This window comes from Amycolatopsis sp. NPDC089917 (assembly GCF_040684635.1).
Taxonomy (GTDB): domain Bacteria; phylum Actinomycetota; class Actinomycetes; order Mycobacteriales; family Pseudonocardiaceae; genus Amycolatopsis.
Map to the genome: position 1 here is coordinate 126,495 of NZ_JBFBGL010000001.1, position 16,742 is coordinate 143,236.

Annotated in this window: 20 protein-coding genes; 10 read left to right on the plus strand and 10 right to left on the minus strand. The window is 69.0% G+C overall.

The window, feature by feature from the left end; translation table 11 throughout:
• Window positions 1-66: 66 nt before the first annotated feature.
• The 3 genes from AB0N89_RS00685 (at window position 67) to AB0N89_RS00695 (ending at window position 3,248) form a co-directional block, all read left to right on the plus strand.
• Window positions 67-1,308, plus strand: coding sequence for a histidine kinase (locus AB0N89_RS00685; RefSeq protein WP_364198721.1), 1,242 nt, complete (start codon window positions 67-69; stop codon window positions 1,306-1,308).
• Entirely contained in the window at window positions 1,305-1,967 is a 663-nt protein-coding gene (locus AB0N89_RS00690) for a response regulator transcription factor (RefSeq protein WP_364198724.1), read from the plus strand. Before AB0N89_RS00685 ends, AB0N89_RS00690 begins: the two co-directional genes overlap by 4 nt.
• Window positions 1,968-2,069: 102 nt before the next feature.
• Complete coding sequence (locus AB0N89_RS00695; protein WP_364198726.1) at window positions 2,070-3,248, plus strand: glycosyltransferase 87 family protein; 1,179 nt, start codon at window positions 2,070-2,072, stop codon at window positions 3,246-3,248.
• A gap of 32 nt (window positions 3,249-3,280) precedes the next feature.
• Here the strand turns inward: AB0N89_RS00695 and AB0N89_RS00700 are convergent, their stop codons facing one another.
• On the minus strand, window positions 3,281-4,363 hold the full coding sequence (locus AB0N89_RS00700) for an epoxide hydrolase family protein (RefSeq protein WP_364198728.1): 1,083 nt from the start codon (window positions 4,361-4,363) through the stop codon (window positions 3,281-3,283).
• A gap of 96 nt (window positions 4,364-4,459) precedes the next feature.
• Between AB0N89_RS00700 and AB0N89_RS00705 the strand changes: the two genes are divergently transcribed.
• Window positions 4,460-4,927, plus strand: coding sequence for a MarR family transcriptional regulator (locus AB0N89_RS00705; RefSeq protein WP_364198730.1), 468 nt, complete (start codon window positions 4,460-4,462; stop codon window positions 4,925-4,927).
• A gap of 80 nt (window positions 4,928-5,007) precedes the next feature.
• Here AB0N89_RS00705 and AB0N89_RS00710 read toward each other — a convergent pair whose 3' ends face one another.
• Window positions 5,008-5,877: a LysR family transcriptional regulator gene (locus AB0N89_RS00710; protein WP_364198732.1), complete on the minus strand. Its 870-nt coding sequence runs from the start codon at window positions 5,875-5,877 to the stop codon at window positions 5,008-5,010.
• Between the two features lie 51 nt (window positions 5,878-5,928).
• A complete protein-coding gene (locus tag AB0N89_RS00715) occupies window positions 5,929-6,684 on the minus strand; it encodes an SDR family oxidoreductase (RefSeq protein WP_364198734.1) in 756 nt (251 codons plus the stop codon).
• A gap of 151 nt (window positions 6,685-6,835) precedes the next feature.
• On the opposite strand from AB0N89_RS00715, the gene AB0N89_RS00720 reads away from it, so the two are divergent.
• Window positions 6,836-8,056, plus strand: coding sequence for a hypothetical protein (locus AB0N89_RS00720; RefSeq protein ID WP_364198736.1), 1,221 nt, complete (start codon window positions 6,836-6,838; stop codon window positions 8,054-8,056).
• Here AB0N89_RS00720 and AB0N89_RS00725 read toward each other — a convergent pair.
• Complete coding sequence (locus tag AB0N89_RS00725; protein ID WP_364198738.1) at window positions 8,053-8,565, minus strand: CGNR zinc finger domain-containing protein; 513 nt, start codon at window positions 8,563-8,565, stop codon at window positions 8,053-8,055. The two genes, AB0N89_RS00720 and AB0N89_RS00725, sit on opposite strands and share 4 nt — an antisense overlap.
• A gap of 25 nt (window positions 8,566-8,590) precedes the next feature.
• Here AB0N89_RS00725 and AB0N89_RS00730 point away from each other — a divergent pair, with 25 nt between their 5' ends.
• Window positions 8,591-8,779, plus strand: coding sequence for a hypothetical protein (locus tag AB0N89_RS00730; protein ID WP_364198740.1), 189 nt, complete (start codon window positions 8,591-8,593; stop codon window positions 8,777-8,779).
• 54 nt (window positions 8,780-8,833) lie between these two features.
• Here AB0N89_RS00730 and AB0N89_RS00735 read toward each other — a convergent pair whose 3' ends face one another.
• Together AB0N89_RS00735 and AB0N89_RS00740 are read right to left on the minus strand one after the other, a co-directional pair.
• Entirely contained in the window at window positions 8,834-9,259 is a 426-nt protein-coding gene (locus tag AB0N89_RS00735) for a nucleoside deaminase (RefSeq protein WP_364198742.1), read from the minus strand.
• Window positions 9,256-10,125 carry an LLM class flavin-dependent oxidoreductase gene (locus AB0N89_RS00740; protein WP_364198744.1) on the minus strand — a complete coding sequence of 290 codons (870 nt, stop codon included), beginning with the start codon at window positions 10,123-10,125 and terminating at the stop codon, window positions 9,256-9,258. The genes AB0N89_RS00735 and AB0N89_RS00740 overlap by 4 nt, the downstream gene beginning before the upstream one ends.
• A gap of 92 nt (window positions 10,126-10,217) precedes the next feature.
• Here AB0N89_RS00740 and AB0N89_RS00745 point away from each other — a divergent pair, with 92 nt between their 5' ends.
• On the plus strand, window positions 10,218-10,664 hold the full coding sequence (locus AB0N89_RS00745; protein WP_364198746.1) for an Lrp/AsnC family transcriptional regulator: 447 nt from the start codon (window positions 10,218-10,220) through the stop codon (window positions 10,662-10,664).
• Between the two features lie 25 nt (window positions 10,665-10,689).
• On the opposite strand, the gene AB0N89_RS00750 is transcribed toward AB0N89_RS00745, so the two are convergent.
• Entirely contained in the window at window positions 10,690-11,085 is a 396-nt protein-coding gene (locus tag AB0N89_RS00750) for a VOC family protein (protein WP_364198748.1), read from the minus strand.
• Window positions 11,086-11,146: 61 nt separating this feature from the next.
• Window positions 11,147-12,574, minus strand: coding sequence for a rifampin monooxygenase (gene rox / locus AB0N89_RS00755; RefSeq protein WP_364198750.1), 1,428 nt, complete (start codon window positions 12,572-12,574; stop codon window positions 11,147-11,149).
• A 249-nt stretch (window positions 12,575-12,823) separates the two neighbouring features.
• Between rox and AB0N89_RS00760 the strand changes: the two genes are divergently transcribed.
• Together AB0N89_RS00760 and AB0N89_RS00765 are read left to right on the plus strand one after the other, a co-directional pair.
• Entirely contained in the window at window positions 12,824-13,504 is a 681-nt protein-coding gene (locus AB0N89_RS00760; RefSeq protein ID WP_364198752.1) for a TetR/AcrR family transcriptional regulator C-terminal domain-containing protein, read from the plus strand.
• Window positions 13,501-14,634, plus strand: a complete 1,134-nt coding sequence (locus AB0N89_RS00765) for an NAD(P)/FAD-dependent oxidoreductase (RefSeq protein ID WP_364198754.1) — start codon at window positions 13,501-13,503, stop codon at window positions 14,632-14,634. Before AB0N89_RS00760 ends, AB0N89_RS00765 begins: the two co-directional genes overlap by 4 nt.
• Here AB0N89_RS00765 and AB0N89_RS00770 read toward each other — a convergent pair.
• Window positions 14,625-15,233 carry a CGNR zinc finger domain-containing protein gene (locus AB0N89_RS00770; protein ID WP_364198756.1) on the minus strand — a complete coding sequence of 203 codons (609 nt, stop codon included), beginning with the start codon at window positions 15,231-15,233 and terminating at the stop codon, window positions 14,625-14,627. The genes AB0N89_RS00765 and AB0N89_RS00770 overlap by 10 nt on opposite strands.
• A 98-nt stretch (window positions 15,234-15,331) precedes the next feature.
• Between AB0N89_RS00770 and AB0N89_RS00775 the strand changes: the two genes are divergently transcribed.
• Window positions 15,332-16,099 (plus strand): MBL fold metallo-hydrolase, encoded by a 768-nt coding sequence (locus AB0N89_RS00775; protein WP_364198757.1) that lies wholly within the window; start codon window positions 15,332-15,334, stop codon window positions 16,097-16,099.
• Window positions 16,100-16,129: 30 nt separating this feature from the next.
• Here the strand turns inward: AB0N89_RS00775 and AB0N89_RS00780 are convergent, their stop codons facing one another.
• Window positions 16,130-16,723, minus strand: coding sequence for a class I SAM-dependent methyltransferase (locus AB0N89_RS00780; RefSeq protein WP_364198759.1), 594 nt, complete (start codon window positions 16,721-16,723; stop codon window positions 16,130-16,132).
• Window positions 16,724-16,742: the final 19 nt, after the last annotated feature.

Here is a 16,742-nt window from a genome sequence, read left to right on the forward strand (position 1 = left end):
GCACTCGGTGCCACGAGCGGTGTCGACTACGCAGGGTTAGTCGATCTGAAGGTAGGGTGACGCCTGATGATCGGCCGACAACGCCTGCGGGTGTGGTGGGATGCCCTGCGCTACACGGCATTCACCGGAACCGACGCCCCGCCGAAGCGTTCGGCGGGGTTGCGCTGGCTGCGCGCTCTCACGATCGTCGGCTGGAGCTTCTGGTCGGGCTTCGTCACGTTCTCGACCGTTTCGGTGTCGCCGACGGCGAAGACTTTCAACGTGCTCGTCTCCGTGCTGCCCTCCCTGATCGCGGTGCGCTCGCCGCTGTGGGGCTGGCGCGTCCTGATCATCGGCATCGTCACCACGCCGCTGACCTTGCCCGGTATCGCCGGCGCGTGGGGCTGGCACTGGGCGCCAGGCCTCGCGCTCACGGCGGCGCTCGTCTTCTACCTCGTGGGGGAGAGCAACGATCAGGCGGAATTGACCTGGGCGGGGCTGATCTCGTTCGCCGCAGCGGCGCCGTTCGTCCGGGACTGGCGCGACGCCGCACTGCTCGTGATGCTGGGTGGAATCGCGTTCTTCCTCGGCAACACGGTTCGCCAGCGCAGGCTCGCCGAAGAAGAACGCAGGGCGCAACAGGAACGCCGGCTCGCCGAGGAGGCACGGGCGGCTCTCCTGGAGGAACGTGCGGGGATCGCGCGGGAACTGCACGACGTCGTCGCCCACCACATGTCCGTTCTCGCGCTCCGGGCGGACTCGGCCCGATTCCGCTTCGCCGATCCGGACAAGGAGGGGCGTGACGCCGAGATCTGGCAGGAGTTCGCCGATCTCGCCGGAACCGCCCGTGAAGGCTTGACCGAATTGCGCAGGCTGCTCGGCGTGCTCCGCTCCGAGGACCAGGCGCTGCTGGTCGCGCCGCAGCCGGGCCTGGGCAGGGTGGTCGAACTCGTGGAAGGGGTCCAAGCCGCCGGCACCGCGTGCGAGCTCGATCTGCGTGGCGACCTCGACGCTGTCCCGGTCGGAGTCGCGCTCTCGGTGTATCGGATCGCGCAGGAGGCGCTGAGCAACGCGATCCAGCACGCGCCCGGTGCGTCGATCTCGGTCGAACTCGCGGCCGGACGGGAATCCGTCCGGCTGGCCATCGAGAACGGCCCCGGCGACAGTCCGAAGAGGACGGACCAGGCGGGTGGCGGGCACGGCTTGGTCGGCATGCGGGAGCGGGCCGCTATGCTCGCGGCGGATCTTGAAGTGGGGGAGAGACCGGATGGTGGTTTCCTGGTCGCCCTGACCGTTTCACTCGATCGTGAAGGGCAGCCGGAACCGTGATCTCGGTGGTCATCGCCGACGACCAGACCATGGTCAGGCAGAGTTTCCGCGCGGTGCTCGACGCGCAACCGGACATGCGCGTGGTCGGCGAAGCCGCTGACGGCACCACCGCCGTCGCACTGTGCGCCGAACTCCGGCCGGACGTCGTGCTGATGGACGTGCGCATGCCCGAACTCGACGGTATCGAGGCGACCCGGCGGATCGTGGACGGGGCGCAAGAGGTCCGCGTGCTGATCCTGACCACTTTCGACATCGACGAGTACGTGTTCGGCGGGCTGCGGGCCGGTGCCAGCGGGTTCCTGCTGAAGGACTCCCCGTTGGACGACCTGGTGACCGCGGTCAGGGTGGTCTCCTCGGGTAACGCGCTCTTCGCGCCCACGATCACCCGGCGGCTGATCGGCGAGTTCACCCGTCTCCACGAGTCCTCGCACGCGGGTCCTTCGCTCGTGGCCGACTTGACCGCCCGGGAGACCGAGGTGCTCCGGCTGATCGCACGCGGCCTGTCCAACGCCGAGATCGCCCAAGCGCTGGTGATCGCCGAACAGACGGCGAAATCCCATGTCAGCAGGGTTTTCGCGAAACTCGGGGTGCGTGATCGCGCACAAGCGGTCATGGTCGCGTACGAGGCGGGGCTCGTCGTGCCGGGCACCACGTCCTGATACCGGGGTAGGGGTACCCGCTGGATCCGCTACCGGGGTAGCGACGCCGAAACCGGTCCCCAGGGCGATGTTTCCCGGTCCGGTTCCCGAGATCGTTTCCCCATGAAGTGGTCGAAAGAGCTACGCCCGAAACCGATGCCGGTCGTGGCCTGGGCGATGACCGTGCTCGTCGCGGTCGCGCTCGTCTGGTGGATTTCGGATACGCCTCTCGGCATCGATTCGGCGGTCTACCGGGCGGGCGGGTTCGCCGTGCTCAGAGGGGAAAGCCTCTATTCACCGCTGCACGAGCTCCCCGACTGGGCACTGGACCTGCCGTTCACCTACCCGCCGTTCGCCGCGTTGCTCTTCACGTCGTTGACCGCGCTGCCGACCCAGCTGTGCTGGGGACTGCTCGCCCTGGCCGCCGCACCCTCCCTCTACGTCGCGCTTCGGCCCTTCGCCGATCGAGCGCACCTCCCGCTTCTGTTACTCGGCGCGTTCGCGTTGCAGCCGGTGTGGCAGACCATCGGACTCGGACAGGTCAACCTCGTGCTGATGGCCGCCGTGGTGGCCGACATGTTCCTGCTGAGGGATTCGCGGTGGCGCGGAATCGCGATCGGGATCGTCGCGGCGATCAAGCTGATCCCGCTGATCTTCATCGTCCACCTCCTGGTCGTGCGGAGGTTCGCCGACGCCGCCCGGGCGCTGGCGACCTTTCTCGGAGTGACGGCGTTCGCGATGGTCGTCCTGCCGGGTGACTCGGTGCGGTACTGGACCTCGGCGATCCTCAACAGCCACTTCGCCGCGACGAAGGGCTGGGTGGGAAACCAGTCATGGCAAGCCTTCGTCCAGCGGACGATTCCCGACGGGACGTCCGCCACGGTGGCGATCGTGACGTTCAGCGTGGTCTTCGCGGCACTGGGGATGTGGCTCGTGCACCGGCTCGACCGTGCCGGTGACGAACGCGCCGCGCTGCTGGTGACGGCCGGATGTTCCCTGCTGCTGAGCCCGATCTCCTGGACGCACCATTGGGTGTGGGTGGTGCCGGCACTCGGCTGGCTCGTCGCCAGTGGACGCCGCAGGGGAGCGGTGGTGATCGCCGTCCTGTTCACGGGGTGGACGGTCGCCGTGGTCCCGGGCGAGGGTGGCGCCGAGCGTGACTGGACCTTCGTGGAGGCGATCGTCGGCAACGCCTACTTGATCGTGCTCGTAGTCGCTGGACTCATCTGCCTGCTCCGACCCTTCAAGATGTATAACGGCCTATACCGCCGGTGTGGCTTAAAAACCATGCCAAGCAAGTAGAAGAACCCGCCAAGAGCGGAGCAGATACGTCGCTACTTGAGAAGAGTCGAGAAGAACGTTCGGATGTCCCCGGCGAGTAGATCCGGTACTTCCATCGCGGCGAAGTGGCCGCCTCGGTCGAACTCCGACCAGTGCCTGATGTCGTAGAGCCGCTCGGCCAGCGGGCGCACCGACTGGGTGATGTCGTGCGGGAACACCGCCACGCCGAGTGGTACGCGGCAAGGTGCGCTTCCTCGCGGGGCGTCGTGGTGCAGCCGCGCGGACGACGCCGCGGTGGCGGTCAGCCAATACAGCGAAACGTCGGTGAGCATACGGTCGTCGCCGACCGGCGAACGAGGGTCCGTCCACTGCGCGAAGCGTTCGGCGATCCAGGCCAGCTGACCGACCGGCGAGTCGGTCAGTGCGTAACCGATCGTCTGCGGGGCGGTGGCCAGCAGTGCCTGGTACGGCGGACGATTCGCCATGAGGTGGCGCACCTTGTCCAGCCGGGCTTCGTCCTCTTCGGACAGTTCGACGCCGGCGTCCGGGGCCGGCCGGGTCGGCAGGTAGTTCACGTGCACTCCGACGATCTGTTTCGGTGCCACCGCGCCGAGTGCCATCGAGATGCCCGAACCGAAGTCGCCGCCCTGTGCTCCATAGCGCTCGTAGCCGAGGCGGCGCATCAGTTCGGCCCAGGTGCGGGCGATCCGGTCGATGCTCCAGCCGCGTTCGTGGGTGGGGCCGGAGAAGCCATAGCCCGGGATGGACGGGATCACCAGGTGGAAGTCATGGGACAGCGGCTCGATCACGTCGAGGAATTCCAGGAACGAACCGGGCCAGCCGTGGGTGAGGATCAGCGCGAGCGCGTCCGGGTCGGCGGACCGGACGTGGACGAAGTGGATGTTCTGGCCTTCGATCTCGGTCGTGAAGTGCGGAAGCTCGTTGAGTTCGGCTTCGTGGGCGCGCCAGTCGTATCCGGTGCGCCAGTGTTCGGCCAGTTCTCTGAGTCTTGCCAGCGGGAACCCGTAGTCCCAGCCCGCGTCGGCGACCTCGTTCGGCCAGCGGGTGCGGGACAGCCGGTCGTCGAGGTCATCGAGGTCGGCTTGGGGGATGTCGATGTGGAAGGGCTTGATCACGGTGTCGGCTCCAACGGGTCGTTTGGCGACTAAACGTTTGGCTGCCTAACGATAGCGCAATCGTTGAGTCGCCGAACGATTCGTTAGACTCGTCACATGGAGAACTCCCCGCAAGAGCAGCGCGCCGAGTGGCGACGGCTGCCCAGCTGGCTGCTGACTCAGGCCGCGAACCACGCGCATCGCCTGGTGACCGACGGGTTCTCCGCCGTCGACGCTCGCGGCTACCACTTCCGGGTGCTGGCGACGTTGGCCGAGTCCGGGCCCGCCAGCCAGGCGGCTCTGGGCCGCCGCAGCGGCGTCCACGTCAGCGAGATGGTCGCGACGATCAACGAGCTCGCCGAGCGCGACCTGGTCGAGCGCGCCCCGGACCCGGCCGATCGGCGGCGTAACGTCATCTCGCTGACCACCGCGGGCAAGCGGCAGCTGCGAAAGCTGGAAAGGCAGCTGGCCGAGCGTCAGGACGAACTGCTGGCGCCGTTGTCGGCCGACGAGCGGGAGCAGTTCGCCGAGCTGCTCGCGAAGCTGCTGGACCACCACGACCGGCGGACCGGCGACGCCTCGTGAGTGGCAAGGCCGGTTCTGTTGAGAGGAAAGGCGAAGGCCGCGTGTTGTGGAGCATCGGTGCGGGGTGCTCGCCTTCGCTGCTAAAACCCCTGGACCGAAGCCAGAAACGCTTGGCGGGCGTCGGAAGCGCCATGCTGCGGCCAGAGCGCTTGAAGCGGCACGTGCACCTCCGGCCGGAGCTCCATCACCTGGACGGCGCCGCCCGCGGCCGGCCCGGGCGGCGCCGTCACGAAGGCGACGCTGTCGATCGCCGCGGTGACCGGTGGGGTTCCCTGGATCGGGTTGCGACGGACGCGGGGCTCGAAACCCGCGTCGCGGCAGAGGTTGACCAACAGATCGGTGTAGCCGGACCTGCCGGGATGCCCCCAGACGGTGATCTCCTCGCCGTCGAGATCGCTCAGCGTGAGATCGTCGCGTCCGGCCAGGCGGTGGCCCGCCGCGACGGCGACGTTGAGCCGCTGCCGGATCAACGTGGTGCCGACCAGACCGTGCGCGAGGGTCAGCGCGCGGCCGAGGCCGAGGTCGAGATGGCCGCCGACCAGCTGGGCGACGAGTTCGTCGGGGTAGCGCTGGTTGACGTCGACGATCAGCGCGGGGTCGGTCTGGTGTTCGCGCAGCAGCGCGGTGACTTCGTCCCCGGTGACGGCGGGGGTGTGGCCGATACGGAGTCGTTCCGGTTCGCTGCGGCCGATGCGCCGGGCGCGTTGGACGGCGGAGTCGGCGATGCCGTGGAGGAGGTGGGCGTCGTCGATCAGGGCCTGTCCGGCGGGGAGGACGGTGACCCCGGTGGCGCTGCGCTCGAGCAGGGGGACGCCGACTTCCCGCTCGAGCGTGCGCACCGAGGTCGACAGCGCCTGCTGGCTCAGGTGCAGCCGGGTCGCCGCGCGGGTGAAGCTGCCTTCTTCGGCGACGGCGATGAGGTGGTTCAGCTTGTACAGGTCCAGGCCCACCCCGGTGTTCCCCTTCGTGTTCGGTCTACGGCGTCCTGATCAGCGTAGAGGTCAGCGTGTGGTGTAGCCGCCGTTCGGGAACAGGGTCTGGCCGGTGAACCAGCCGCCGTCGGTGGCGAGGAAGCGGATGATCGGCACGATGTCCTCGATCTTGGTGAGTCGTCCGCCCTTGGCCTGCGACTTGTGGAACTCGACCCGCTCGGGTGTTTCCTGCGGGTAGAAGAACGGGGTGTCCATCGGGCCGGGTGCGACGACGTTGACCGAGATGCCGCGGTCGGCGAACTCCTTGGCGGCGGCCCTGGTGAAGTGCTCCAGCGGGGCTTTGCCTCCGGCGTAGGTGGCGTAGCCGTCGGTGAAGGCCGCCAGGAGTGAGGTGCCGAGGCTGATGATCTTGCCGTTGTCGGCGAGGCGACGGCCGGCTTCCTGGATGAAGAAGTAGGCGGCTTTGGCGTTGACCGCGAACATGCGGTCGTAGTCCTCTTCGGTGGTTTCGAGGATAGGTTTGCGCAGGACCATGCCGGTGGTGTTGACGGCGATGTCGGCGCCGCCGAAGGTGTCGACGGCGGTGTCGAAGAGACGGCGGACGTCGGCCACCCGGGTCAGGTCGCCTTGGACGGCGATGGCTTCGGAGCCCGAGCCTCGGACGGCTTCGACGGTCTTCTCGGCGTCGGCTGCGGAGGCGTCTCCGTGGTAGTGGACGACGACCTTGGCGCCTGCTTCGCCCAACGTGGTGGCGAGGAGTCCGCCGAGGTTCTTGGCACCGCCGGCGATGACCGCGACCGTGTCCTTGAGGTTCTGTTCGCTCATGTTTCCGACGGTAGGAGCCGGGGGCGGGGGCTGGGAAACACAAGATCGAGGTGGGGTCACAAGCCCGGTTTGTGGCCTTTCCCACGTGCCCGGTCCTGCGAATCTTCGAGATCGAACGGCGAGATGACTTCGTATTGTGGACACTCTGAGCGTGCTCCGTGAAGTCGACGACCTCGATCAGCCCGCCGTTCCCGAAACCGCGCCCCGGCGGGGGCGTGCGGCGGGTGTGTTCGAGAGAGTCCTCGACAGGCTGGCGCGGTCGCCTTATCCGAGGGCGATCCTGCTCTATCTCGTGATCCGCACGGCGAGTGTGCAGTTGCTCGATCTGCTGGCCGCGCGCCGCGGTACGACGTTGGCCGATCGGCTGACCGCGTGGGACGGGCAGTGGTATTTGCGGCTGGCGGTGCACGGTTACGCCGATCTGCCGGGGACCTTGGACGCGGCGAGGCAGCCGTATTCGGACGCGCCGATGGCGTTCTTCCCGCTGTATCCGAAGCTCGTCGGTGCGGTGATGTGGTTCGGGTTCGACGTCGTCACCGCGGCGCTGGTGGTGTCGGTGCTGGGCGGGCTGGTGCTGGCGTGCGGGTTGATCCGGATCGGGCGGGCGGTGTCGCCGGATCGGGGTGACCGGACCGGGTTGCTGCTGGTGGCGTTGTGGGCCGGGGCGCCGATGGCGATCGTGTTCTCGATGGCCTACACCGAGGCGGTGTTCTGCGCGTTCGCGGTGTGGGCGCTGGTGGGTGTGCTGGAGCGGCGCTGGTTGATGGCCGGGTCGTGCGCGTTCGGGGCGGGGTTGTCGAGGTCGACGGCGGTGGTGCTGGTCGCGGTGGTGGTCGTGGCGACGTTGATCGCGTTCTTCCGGCGTGCCGAGAAGCGCCGGTGGGCGTTGGCGGGTGCGGTGATCGCGCCGCTCGGCGTGGTGGGGTATCTGGGGTTCGTCGCGTACCGCACGGGGAGTTTGGCCGGCTGGCAGGACATCGAGTTGCGGGGTTGGAACACCGAGTTCGACTTCGGGGTGGAGACCGCGGATTCGGTGGTGACGCGGTTGGCCGGTGACGAGTCGGTGTTCAGCACGCTGACGGTGCTGTTGTTGCTGGGTGCGGTCGCGTTGGCCGTGGTGGCGGTGTTCGTCCGGGTGCCGTGGCCGCTGACGTTGTACGGCGCCGGGGTGTTGCTGCTGGCGATCGGTACGCGGGGGTTGCCGGACGCGAAGATCCGGTTCATCCTGCCTGCTTTCCCGGTGCTGATCCCGATCGCGATCGGGTTGTCGAAGCGGCGGACGGTCACGGCGGTGGCGGCCGCGGTGGCGTGGGTGGTGCTGGGCGCGTGGTTCTCGGCGCATGCCCTGACGGCGTGGCGGTACGCGATCTAGCTCGCTTGCCTGGTGCGGTGGTCGGCGACGTGGACCCTGGTGGCGCAGCGGGTGGAGCAGAATCTGCGGCGTCCGTTGCGGGAGATGTCGACGTAGACCGTTTGGCATCCTTCGCGTGAGCAGACGCCGAAGCGGTCTGGGGCGTCGCAGACGAGGTGTGCGAGTCCGCCCGCGGTGTAGGCCCGGACCCGGGGGACGGTGCCGGCTTCGGCGTCGACGTAGTGCAGGTGTGGTGCTTTGCCGTCGTGGGTGGAGATGTAGGGCTTGGACGCGGAGTCGCGCAGCAGCGCGTTGACGAGGTCGACGCGTGCGGTGGGGTCGGCTTCGAAGACTTTCCTGAGCCTGGTGGTCCAGGTGTTGATCTCGGTCGCTTCGCGGTCCTCCACGGCGGCGATGGTCATGCGGTCCTTGAAGATCGTGGTCAGGGTGGCGGAGTCGGCATTGTCGCCGTGGTTGATCAGGTCGGCGGCGATCTGTGCCGCGGCTCCGCCGTAAGGGTTGAAGTGCATTGACCCATTACAGCACGATCGAAGTATGGAATCGAATCTGTGCCCGCGGTGCGGTTGGCCACTGGCGGAACTGCCCGGAAGCACGACGAAGTCCCAGCGGGTCTCGCAGGGCAGGCTGGAGTACGTCCGGTGCCTGTGCGGGAGCTGGCTCGCGCGGGTCGACGGTGTCGTGATCGGGGCGACCAAGTCCCAGCTCGGTCAGGTCCGGTTCTGACGGCGGCGCGCGTGAAGCCGTCCGGCCCCCGCCGGAACTTCGTTTCGCCGGTTCTCAGGTGTAGTACCCGGCGACCGGGACACGGGCCTCGTCGTACAACGCCGGCCCTTCCAACCGCACGCCGGGCCCGGTCGCGGGCGGCTTGAGGGCGTTGACCTGTTCGCCGGAAAGGGCGAACACGACCCGTCCCAGGCCGGAGCGTTCGATGGCGCCCTGGCACATCCCGCACGGCTGGCAGCTGGTGTACATCGTCGTCTCCGCCGAGGCGGCGGGCTCCAGTTCGCGCGCGGCCCACACGGCGAGTTTCAGCTCCGGGTGCAGGCTGATGTCCGATTGCGACACCGTGGTGTTGTGGTCCTCGGCCAGCACCGTGCCGTCGGGGCCGACGAGCAGCGAGCCGAAGGGCGGGTCGCCGTCGGCGCGGGACTTCGCGGCGAGCTCGATGGCACGGCGGAGGAACTTCTCGTCTTCTTCGGTCATTTCGAGTCCTGTTCGGTTCGGTATCGGCCCAGTTCCCAGTGGGCGGCGACGGTCGCCAAAGCTTGCCACGCGGCTTCCGGTCGGAGGGTCTCTTCGGGATCACCGGAGAACGGGTCGAGCACGACCGTGTCGGCGCCCAGGTGACGGAGCCGGTCGAGGTCGTCGACGATCTGCTCGATCGTGCCGTGCCCGGCGAGGCGGCCGGGATCGGTGACCGGGCTCGTGGTGACGTCCAGCAGGATCCGCGGGGTGAAGGCGGGGGCGGGTCTATCGTGGGCGTCGGCGATGGTCTTGACCCTGGTGAGTGCTTCGGTGAGCCAGGGGAGCGTGGTCCGCAGCGGGTGCCAGGCGTCGCCGACCCGGACGGCGCGGCGGATCCCGGCGTCGCTGTTGCCGCCGACCCAGATCGGGATGTCGCCGGCGCGGTAGTCGGCGTCGTCCGACCAGGCCTTCCGGACGGCGTCGAGGTGGCTGTCGGTCAGGCGGCCGCGTTTCTCGAACGGGACGTCGAGCGCTTCGAACTCCTGGCGGGCCCAGCCGGACGCGACACCGAGCACGAGCCGTCCGCCGCTGAGCTGGTTGAGGTTCGCGGCCATGCGGGCGATCAGCAGGGGATGCCGGTACGGGACGATGAGCACGGTGGTGCCCAGCCGGATCCGGCTCGTCACGCCGGCGAGCCACGACAGGGTCGTGAACGGTTCGTAGAACGGCGCCGGGTACTGCTCGGCGACGTCGGGGGTGACGGCGACGTGGTCGGACACCATGAGCAGGTCGTAGCCGAGGCCTTCGACCGTGGTGGCCCAGCCGCGGAGGATCCCGGGGTCGGTCCCCGGTCCGAAATTCGGGACGTTGACACCTATTCGCACAGGTCAAGGCTATCGGCGCGGTCGAAAACCGGGAAGGGATCTTTCCCGGCATAGCGGCCTTCCGGCCGTGGATCTGCCGGTATTCTGGCCCGATGGCCGAGACTCTCGACGCGACGGACTGGGCGATCCTGGTCGAGCTCCAGAAGGACGGGCGGCTTCCGCTCACCGAGCTGGGAAAGCGGGTCAGCCTGAGCGCGTCGGCGACGACGGAACGGGTCAAACGGCTGGAGTCGGCCGGGGTGATCACCGGTTACCGCGCCGAGGTCGACCTGGAGAAGGCCGGGTACGTGGTGCTCGCGGTGGTGCGGCTGAAGTACCCGGGCAGCAAGCACTCGCCGCTGCACAAGCTCCTGGCCGAGCGGACCGAGATCCTCGAATGTCTCCGGACGACCGGGGACGACTGCTATTCGCTGAAGATCGCGGCGCCGTCGATGGGGCGGCTGGAGGAGATCGTCAACGAGCTCGCGTTGTTCGGGAGCACGAACACCAACATCGTCTACAACCAGACGTTGCCCTACCGGGGGCCGCAGGGCCCGTGACCGCGCCGGTCACGGGCCCTGGTGGTCAGTCCCGGCTCGCCGTCTCCCAGATGCCGGTGACGTTGCCCTCCGGGTCCTTGAAGTAGGCGGAGAAGCCCATGTCGCCGACCGCGGTCCGGCCGACGAGGGTCGAACCACCTTGTTTCTCGATGACCGCGAGCGTGTCGTCGATGCTGTCGACCTCGATCACGATCACCGGGCCGGACGCGGGGCTGAACTTCTTGTCCAGCATCCCGCCGTTGATGAAGCCCGGCTCCGCGGGCATGCCGGTGTCGACGGTCGGCCCCGAGGCGACCATCGTGTAGTCCATCCCCGGCGGGATGTCGGTCTTCCAGCCGAAGACCTCGCGGTAGAACTCGCGTGCGCGTTCGCCGTCCTCGAAGGGGATCTCGAAGTGCACGACCTTCCCGGCCATGGTCATCAACTCCTGTCGTGGCAACGGTTCGGAACGCCACCAGCCAATAGCCGGTGACCCCGGCGCACTAGAGGACTTGGCCCTTTCCGAACCACCGGCGCAGCGCGCCCCGCAGCTCCTCTTCATCGTCTCCGGCCCACGCGACGTGCCCGTCCGGTCGCAGCAGCACCGCCGGCGCGTCCAGCTCCTGACTGACGCCGACGACGTGGTCGACCCGGTCCGCCCACTCCCGTGGCGACAGCTTCCCGGTCTGGTCGAGCAGCAGGCCGCGACCACGGCGCATCAACCCGTAGAGGTGACCCTGCTCGAGTTCCAGGTCCCGCAGGCGGCGGCCGAGCAGTTCGGGCCCGTCGCCGAAGTCGTAGCGGATCCCGGTCGCGGTGATCTTCTCGGTCAGGTGGAGGCTCACCTCCTCGAACTCCATCAGTTCCGCCAGCAGCCGCCGGACCGCCTGGGAGCCCGGGTCCAGCGACATGAGCTGCATCTGCGCCCGGGTGTTGTCCAGGACGGCGGCGGCCACCGGGTGCCGTTCGGCCTGGTAGGTGTCGAGCAGGTCGCCCGGAGCCCAGCCGTTGACCTCGGCGGCCAGTTTCCAGCCGAGGTTGAAGGCGTCCTGGACGCCGAGGTTGAGCCCCTGCCCACCGACGGGCGGGTGGATGTGCGCCGCGTCGCCCGCCAGGAAAGCGCGCCCGACGCGGTACCGCTCGGCCAGCCGGGTGGCGTCCCCGAAACGGGAGAGCCAGCGCGGCGAGTGCACGCCGAAGTCACTGCCCGCGACAGCCTTGAGCCGGCGTTTGATCTCCTCGAAGGTCGGCGGGATCCGAGGATCGGGGGCCAGGCCTTCGGCGGGCACGCCGACCCGGTAGACGCCGTCGCCGATCGGGGAGAGCCCGAACCGCAACTGGGTCTTGCGGACCTCGGTCATCACGGCGAGCACCGTTTCCCAGTCCTCGGTGAGCTCCATTTCGCCGAGCAGCGTCTCGGCGGTGGCGGGTTCACCGGGGAAGTCGATCCCGAGGAGCTTGCGCACCGTGCTGCGGCCGCCGTCGCAGCCGACGAGGTAGCGCGAGCGCAGCGTCGTCCCGTCGGCCAGCTCGACGTCCACCCCGTCGTCGTCCTGGCTCAGACCGACCACTTCGCTGCCGCGCCGGATCTCGACACCCACCTCGATGGCGTGCTCGATCAGCAGGCGATCGGTCACGGTCTGGGGGATTCCGAGGATGTAGGCGTGCGCGCTGTCCAGCGACGGCGGCGGCTTGATGATGCCCGCGAAGGACCCGCCCACCGGGTACTTCTTCCCGTGTTCGAGGAAGCGCTCCAGCAGGCCCCGCTGGTCCATCACCTCGATGCTGCGCGCGTGCAGGCCCATGGAGCGGACGACCTTGGACTGCTCCAGGTCCTTCTCCAGGACGACCACGCGGATGCCGTGCAGCCGCAGTTCGGCGCCCAGCATCATGCCGGTCGGTCCGCCACCGGCGATGATCACGTCGATCAAGAGTTCCCCCGTGTGTCGAGCTCGTGTTTCACGGCGGGAGATTCTGCGGCACGACCGGGGTCTTGCCGCAAGCCCCCAGGTGCGCTATACGTTAGAAGTGGCAGGGAGAGCTGATCTCTCTGCTTTCGTCATTTCAGTCCGCAGTGGACGGACAAACCCCCGTTGGAAGTAGTGCTGCTCACTGTGACCTGCGTCGAACGTGTTCGCTACGAACTTGTTCGGAACGAACATGTTCGTTAAGCTGGACGCATGGCACCTGAGAAGAGCCGCCGGGAACGTCCGGCCAAACCCGCGCTGACCCGGGACGGCATCGTCGCCGCCGCGGTCGGGATCCTGCGCGAGGAAGGCCTGCGGAAGGTCACGATGCGCCGCCTGGCGCAGGAACTCGACACCGGCGCGGCCTCGCTCTACGTCTACGTCCGCAACACCGCCGAGCTGCACGCCGCGATCCTGGACGAACTCCTCGGCACGATCCCCTCGCCCTCGCCCTCGCCGGAGGGCGGCTGGCGTGACCGGCTCGAACGGCTGCTCACCGCCTACACCTCGATGCTGCTGGAGTACCCGGGCCTCGCGCTGTCCGCGCTCGTGGCCCGACCGAGCGGCGAGAACTACCTCAGGCTGTGCGAAACCCTGCTCACCCTCCTCGTCGAAGGTGACGTGCCGTCCGAGCGGCGAGCGTGGGGGATCGACCTTCTCCTGCAGTACGCGACGGCGACCGCGGCCGAACACGCCGACGAGGACGCGCCGGAGGACTGGGACGCATTGGCCCGTGCCGTGCGCGACGCCGACGAGGCCACCCACCCGCAGATCGCCGCCCACGCGGCCGATCTGCTCACCGGACGACCGGCGCAGCGGATGTCGTGGGGATTGCACGTGCTGATCACCGGGATCGCGGACACCGCCGTACCACCCGAAAGGAACCGGACATGACCACACATCACCCCATCGCGATCATCGGCGCCGGCCTCGGCGGGCTCAGCCTGGCCCGCGTCCTGCACGTCAACGGCATCGAAGCCACCATCCTCGACCTCGACGAGTCACCGTCCGCACGCACACAGGGCGGCATGCTCGACATCCACGAGGACTCCGGCCAGGAAGCACTCCGGGCCGCCGCTCTCCACGACGAGTTCCGCGCGCTCGTGCACCCCGGCGGCGAGGCCATGCGCGTCCTCGACCGGCACGCCGTCGTGCACTTCGAGGAAGCCGACGAGGGTGACGGCGACCGTCCGGAAGTCGCCCGCGGCGACCTGCGAGACCTTCTGCTCGGTTCACTGCCCGAAGGCACCGTGCGCTGGGGCGCCAAGGTCACCGGCGCGCGTCCGCTCGGCGCCGGCCGGCACGAGGTCTCCCTGGCCGGCGGCACGGCTTTCACCACGGATTTGCTGATCGGCGCCGACGGCGCGTGGTCCAAGGTCCGGCCCCTGGTGTCCGACGCCCGGCCTGCCTACGAAGGGATCTCCTTCGTCGAGGTGCACCTCCACGACGCCGTGAAGCGCCACCCCGCGAGCGCCGCGCTCATCGGCGGTGGCATGTTCTTCGCCCTCGGCGCGGGGAAAGGCTTCCTGGCGCACCATGACATCACCGGCAGCCTGCACGTCTACATCGCGCTGAGGACCGCCGAGGACTGGATCTCCACGATCGACTTCAGCGACACCGCCGCCGCGAAGGCCGCCGTGCTGCGCCAGTTCGACGGCTGGGACGCGAGTCTGCGCGCGCTGATCACCGACGCGGACAGCGAACTCGTGCCGCGGCCTATCCACGCATTGCCGATCGGACACCGCTGGGACCGCGTCCCCGGCGTCACCCTGCTCGGGGACGCCGCTCACCTGATGTCGCCGTTCGCCGGCGAGGGCGCGAACCTCGCGATGCTCGACGGCGCCGAACTCGGCCTGGCCCTGGCCGCCCATCCCGGCGACGTCGAAGCCGCGCTCGGCGCGTACGAGCAGGCGTTGTTCCCGCGCAGTGAAGCGTCGGCGGCCGAATCCGCCGAATCCCTCGACCGATGCTTCGCCGAAGACGCCCCGAAAGCACTGCTGGAACTCTTCGCGTCCTACCGCTGAGCCGCTCCGGCCGGCTGGGAACGCTTGGCGTAGGCGCGGGCGGCGCGAGCACGATCGCCGCAGCGCACGGAACACCACTGGCGCCGTCCGTTGCGCAGGAAGAACCGGGTGCACGGCGGTGACCCGCAGGCGGCGATCCGCTCGGCGTCCGGTCCGGTGAGCAGATCCGCCGCGTTCGCGGCCAGCGTCGCCAGCGCGTGTTCGACGATCTGGGTGATCGGATGCGACGCGGTCCGGTACAGCCCGCGGACCGGGTCCCAGCGCAGCAGTTCCGCGGTGGGTGCCTTGCTCAGCGCCTCGTTGACGGCGTTGAGCGCGCTCTGTGGAGCCGGATCCGAGCACGACCTCGACGCGAGCAGCACCCGCACCTGCTCCCGCAACGACCGGACCAGCCCCGCGCACATCTCCCGCAGACCGGCGTCGACCGGGGCGAGGCCCTGCCCGACGAGCCAGTCCGTCGCGGCCGCCGGCGTGCCGAGGAGATCAGTGAACTGACCGCCGGGCAGTGCGATCGTGGTGTTGGCGAGCGCCAGCGCGACGTACTGCCCGGCGCCCGGCGCGGGCGGCAGGGCAGCGGCGTCAAGATCGGTGTCGTCCACGTCCTCATGATAAAGCCTCACGGAAAATATTGCGTTCTTCCGTGAGAACTGGCTAACGTTGCTCACGGAAGAACGAATGTCTATCCGTGAGGTGAAGGATGACCAAGATCAGCGACCAGCTCTCCGTCCAGGTCTTCGGCGGGCCGACCGCACTGCTCGACTACGGCAGCCTGCGGCTCCTGACCGACCCGACCTTCGACGAGCCCGGTCACTACGGACGGCCTGACGGGAGACCAGGCCTGACCAAGACCGCCCCGGCGTCGATCACCCCCGCGGACCTCGGCCGCGTCGACGCCGTGCTGCTGTCCCACGACGAGCACCCCGACAACCTCGACCACTCCGGCCGGAAACTGCTGGCCGACGTACCGCTGACCCTCACCACACCCAGCGGCGCCGTCCGCCTGAGTGGCACCGCGAAAGGCTTGGCGACCTGGGAATCGGTCGACCTCGCCCGGTCGGACGGGGGAGCGGTCACCGTGACCGCCGCGCCCGCGCTCCACGGACCGGAAGGCGCGGAAAAGGTCACCGGCGAGGTCACCGGTTTCGTGCTCACCGGCCAGGGCCTGCCGACGGTCTACGTCAGCGGCGACAACGCCTCGCTCGACGCCGTCCGCCAGGTCGCCGACAAGTTCGGCCCGATCGACACCGCCGTGCTCTTCGCCGGCGCCCCAAGGCTGAAGCCGGTCTTCGACGGCGCCCTGCTCGTCCTCGACAGCGCCCTCGCCGCGGAAGCGACACGGATCCTCGGCGCCCGCACGGTCGTCCCCGTCCACATGGACAGCTGGGATCACTTCACCGAAGGCCGTGACGACATCGTCGCCGCGTTCACCGCCGCCGGTCTCGCCGACAGGCTGCGACTCGGCTGACCGCTGTCGGCTCCCAGGCACAGGTCGCGGCTACGGGCGCCGGGCCGCGCGCACGACGACGTCGTCGAGAGGGACCTGCCGTCCGCCGTGGATCCGGCTGCGTTCCTCGGCGGTGACGACCTCCCAGTCCTTCTCGTCCAGCCGGGCCGTGATGGCAGCGGCGGTGACCGACGCTTCGGCAGGCGAATGGTGCCCGTGACCATGGCCGTGCCCGGTGTGGAGGTGCCCGACGATCAGCAGCGTGCCGCCGGGCGCCACCCAGTCCGTGATCCGGTCGTAGAACTCCAGCTGCGGCATCGCCGGATGCGCGTAGTGCGTGGTGACCAGGTCGAACCGCGTGTCCGGCGCCCAGCTGCCGAGGTCCGCCTCGACCCAGCGCACGCGCTCGGATCCGTCGCGCCCGGCGGCACGGGCCAGCACCGCGGACGAGATGTCGGCCGCGGTCACCCGCCACCCCCGCGAGGCGAGCCAGATCGCTTCGGCGCCCTCGCCGCAACCCGCGTCCAACGCCGTGCCCGGCTTCAGCTCACCGAGCTCGCGAGCCAGATACGGATTCGGCAGGGACGCGGAACCGCCTTCGCGCCAGTGCTCTTCCCAGTACGCCTTGTCGAACCCGTGCGTCATCGATCGTTCCTCTCCGTCC

Bases quoted from the DNA above. Each gene is read 5' to 3' on its own strand.
- AB0N89_RS00745 (WP_364198746.1), top strand. From the start codon at position 10,218: ATGGCCGAGACTCTCGACGCGACGGACTGGGCGATCCTGGTCGAGCTC.
- AB0N89_RS00695 (WP_364198726.1), top strand. From the start codon at position 2,070: ATGAAGTGGTCGAAAGAGCTACGCCCGAAACCGATGCCGGTCGTGGCC.
- AB0N89_RS00730 (WP_364198740.1), top strand. From the start codon at position 8,591: ATGGAATCGAATCTGTGCCCGCGGTGCGGTTGGCCACTGGCGGAACTG.
- AB0N89_RS00780 (WP_364198759.1), bottom strand. From the start codon at position 16,723: ATGACGCACGGGTTCGACAAGGCGTACTGGGAAGAGCACTGGCGCGAA.
- AB0N89_RS00765 (WP_364198754.1), top strand. From the start codon at position 13,501: ATGACCACACATCACCCCATCGCGATCATCGGCGCCGGCCTCGGCGGG.
- AB0N89_RS00760 (WP_364198752.1), top strand. From the start codon at position 12,824: ATGGCACCTGAGAAGAGCCGCCGGGAACGTCCGGCCAAACCCGCGCTG.
- AB0N89_RS00725 (WP_364198738.1), bottom strand. From the start codon at position 8,565: ATGCACTTCAACCCTTACGGCGGAGCCGCGGCACAGATCGCCGCCGAC.
- AB0N89_RS00705 (WP_364198730.1), top strand. From the start codon at position 4,460: ATGGAGAACTCCCCGCAAGAGCAGCGCGCCGAGTGGCGACGGCTGCCC.
- AB0N89_RS00685 (WP_364198721.1), top strand. From the start codon at position 67: ATGATCGGCCGACAACGCCTGCGGGTGTGGTGGGATGCCCTGCGCTAC.
- AB0N89_RS00715 (WP_364198734.1), bottom strand. From the start codon at position 6,684: ATGAGCGAACAGAACCTCAAGGACACGGTCGCGGTCATCGCCGGCGGT.
- AB0N89_RS00750 (WP_364198748.1), bottom strand. From the start codon at position 11,085: ATGACCATGGCCGGGAAGGTCGTGCACTTCGAGATCCCCTTCGAGGAC.
- AB0N89_RS00775 (WP_364198757.1), top strand. From the start codon at position 15,332: ATGACCAAGATCAGCGACCAGCTCTCCGTCCAGGTCTTCGGCGGGCCG.
- AB0N89_RS00735 (WP_364198742.1), bottom strand. From the start codon at position 9,259: ATGACCGAAGAAGACGAGAAGTTCCTCCGCCGTGCCATCGAGCTCGCC.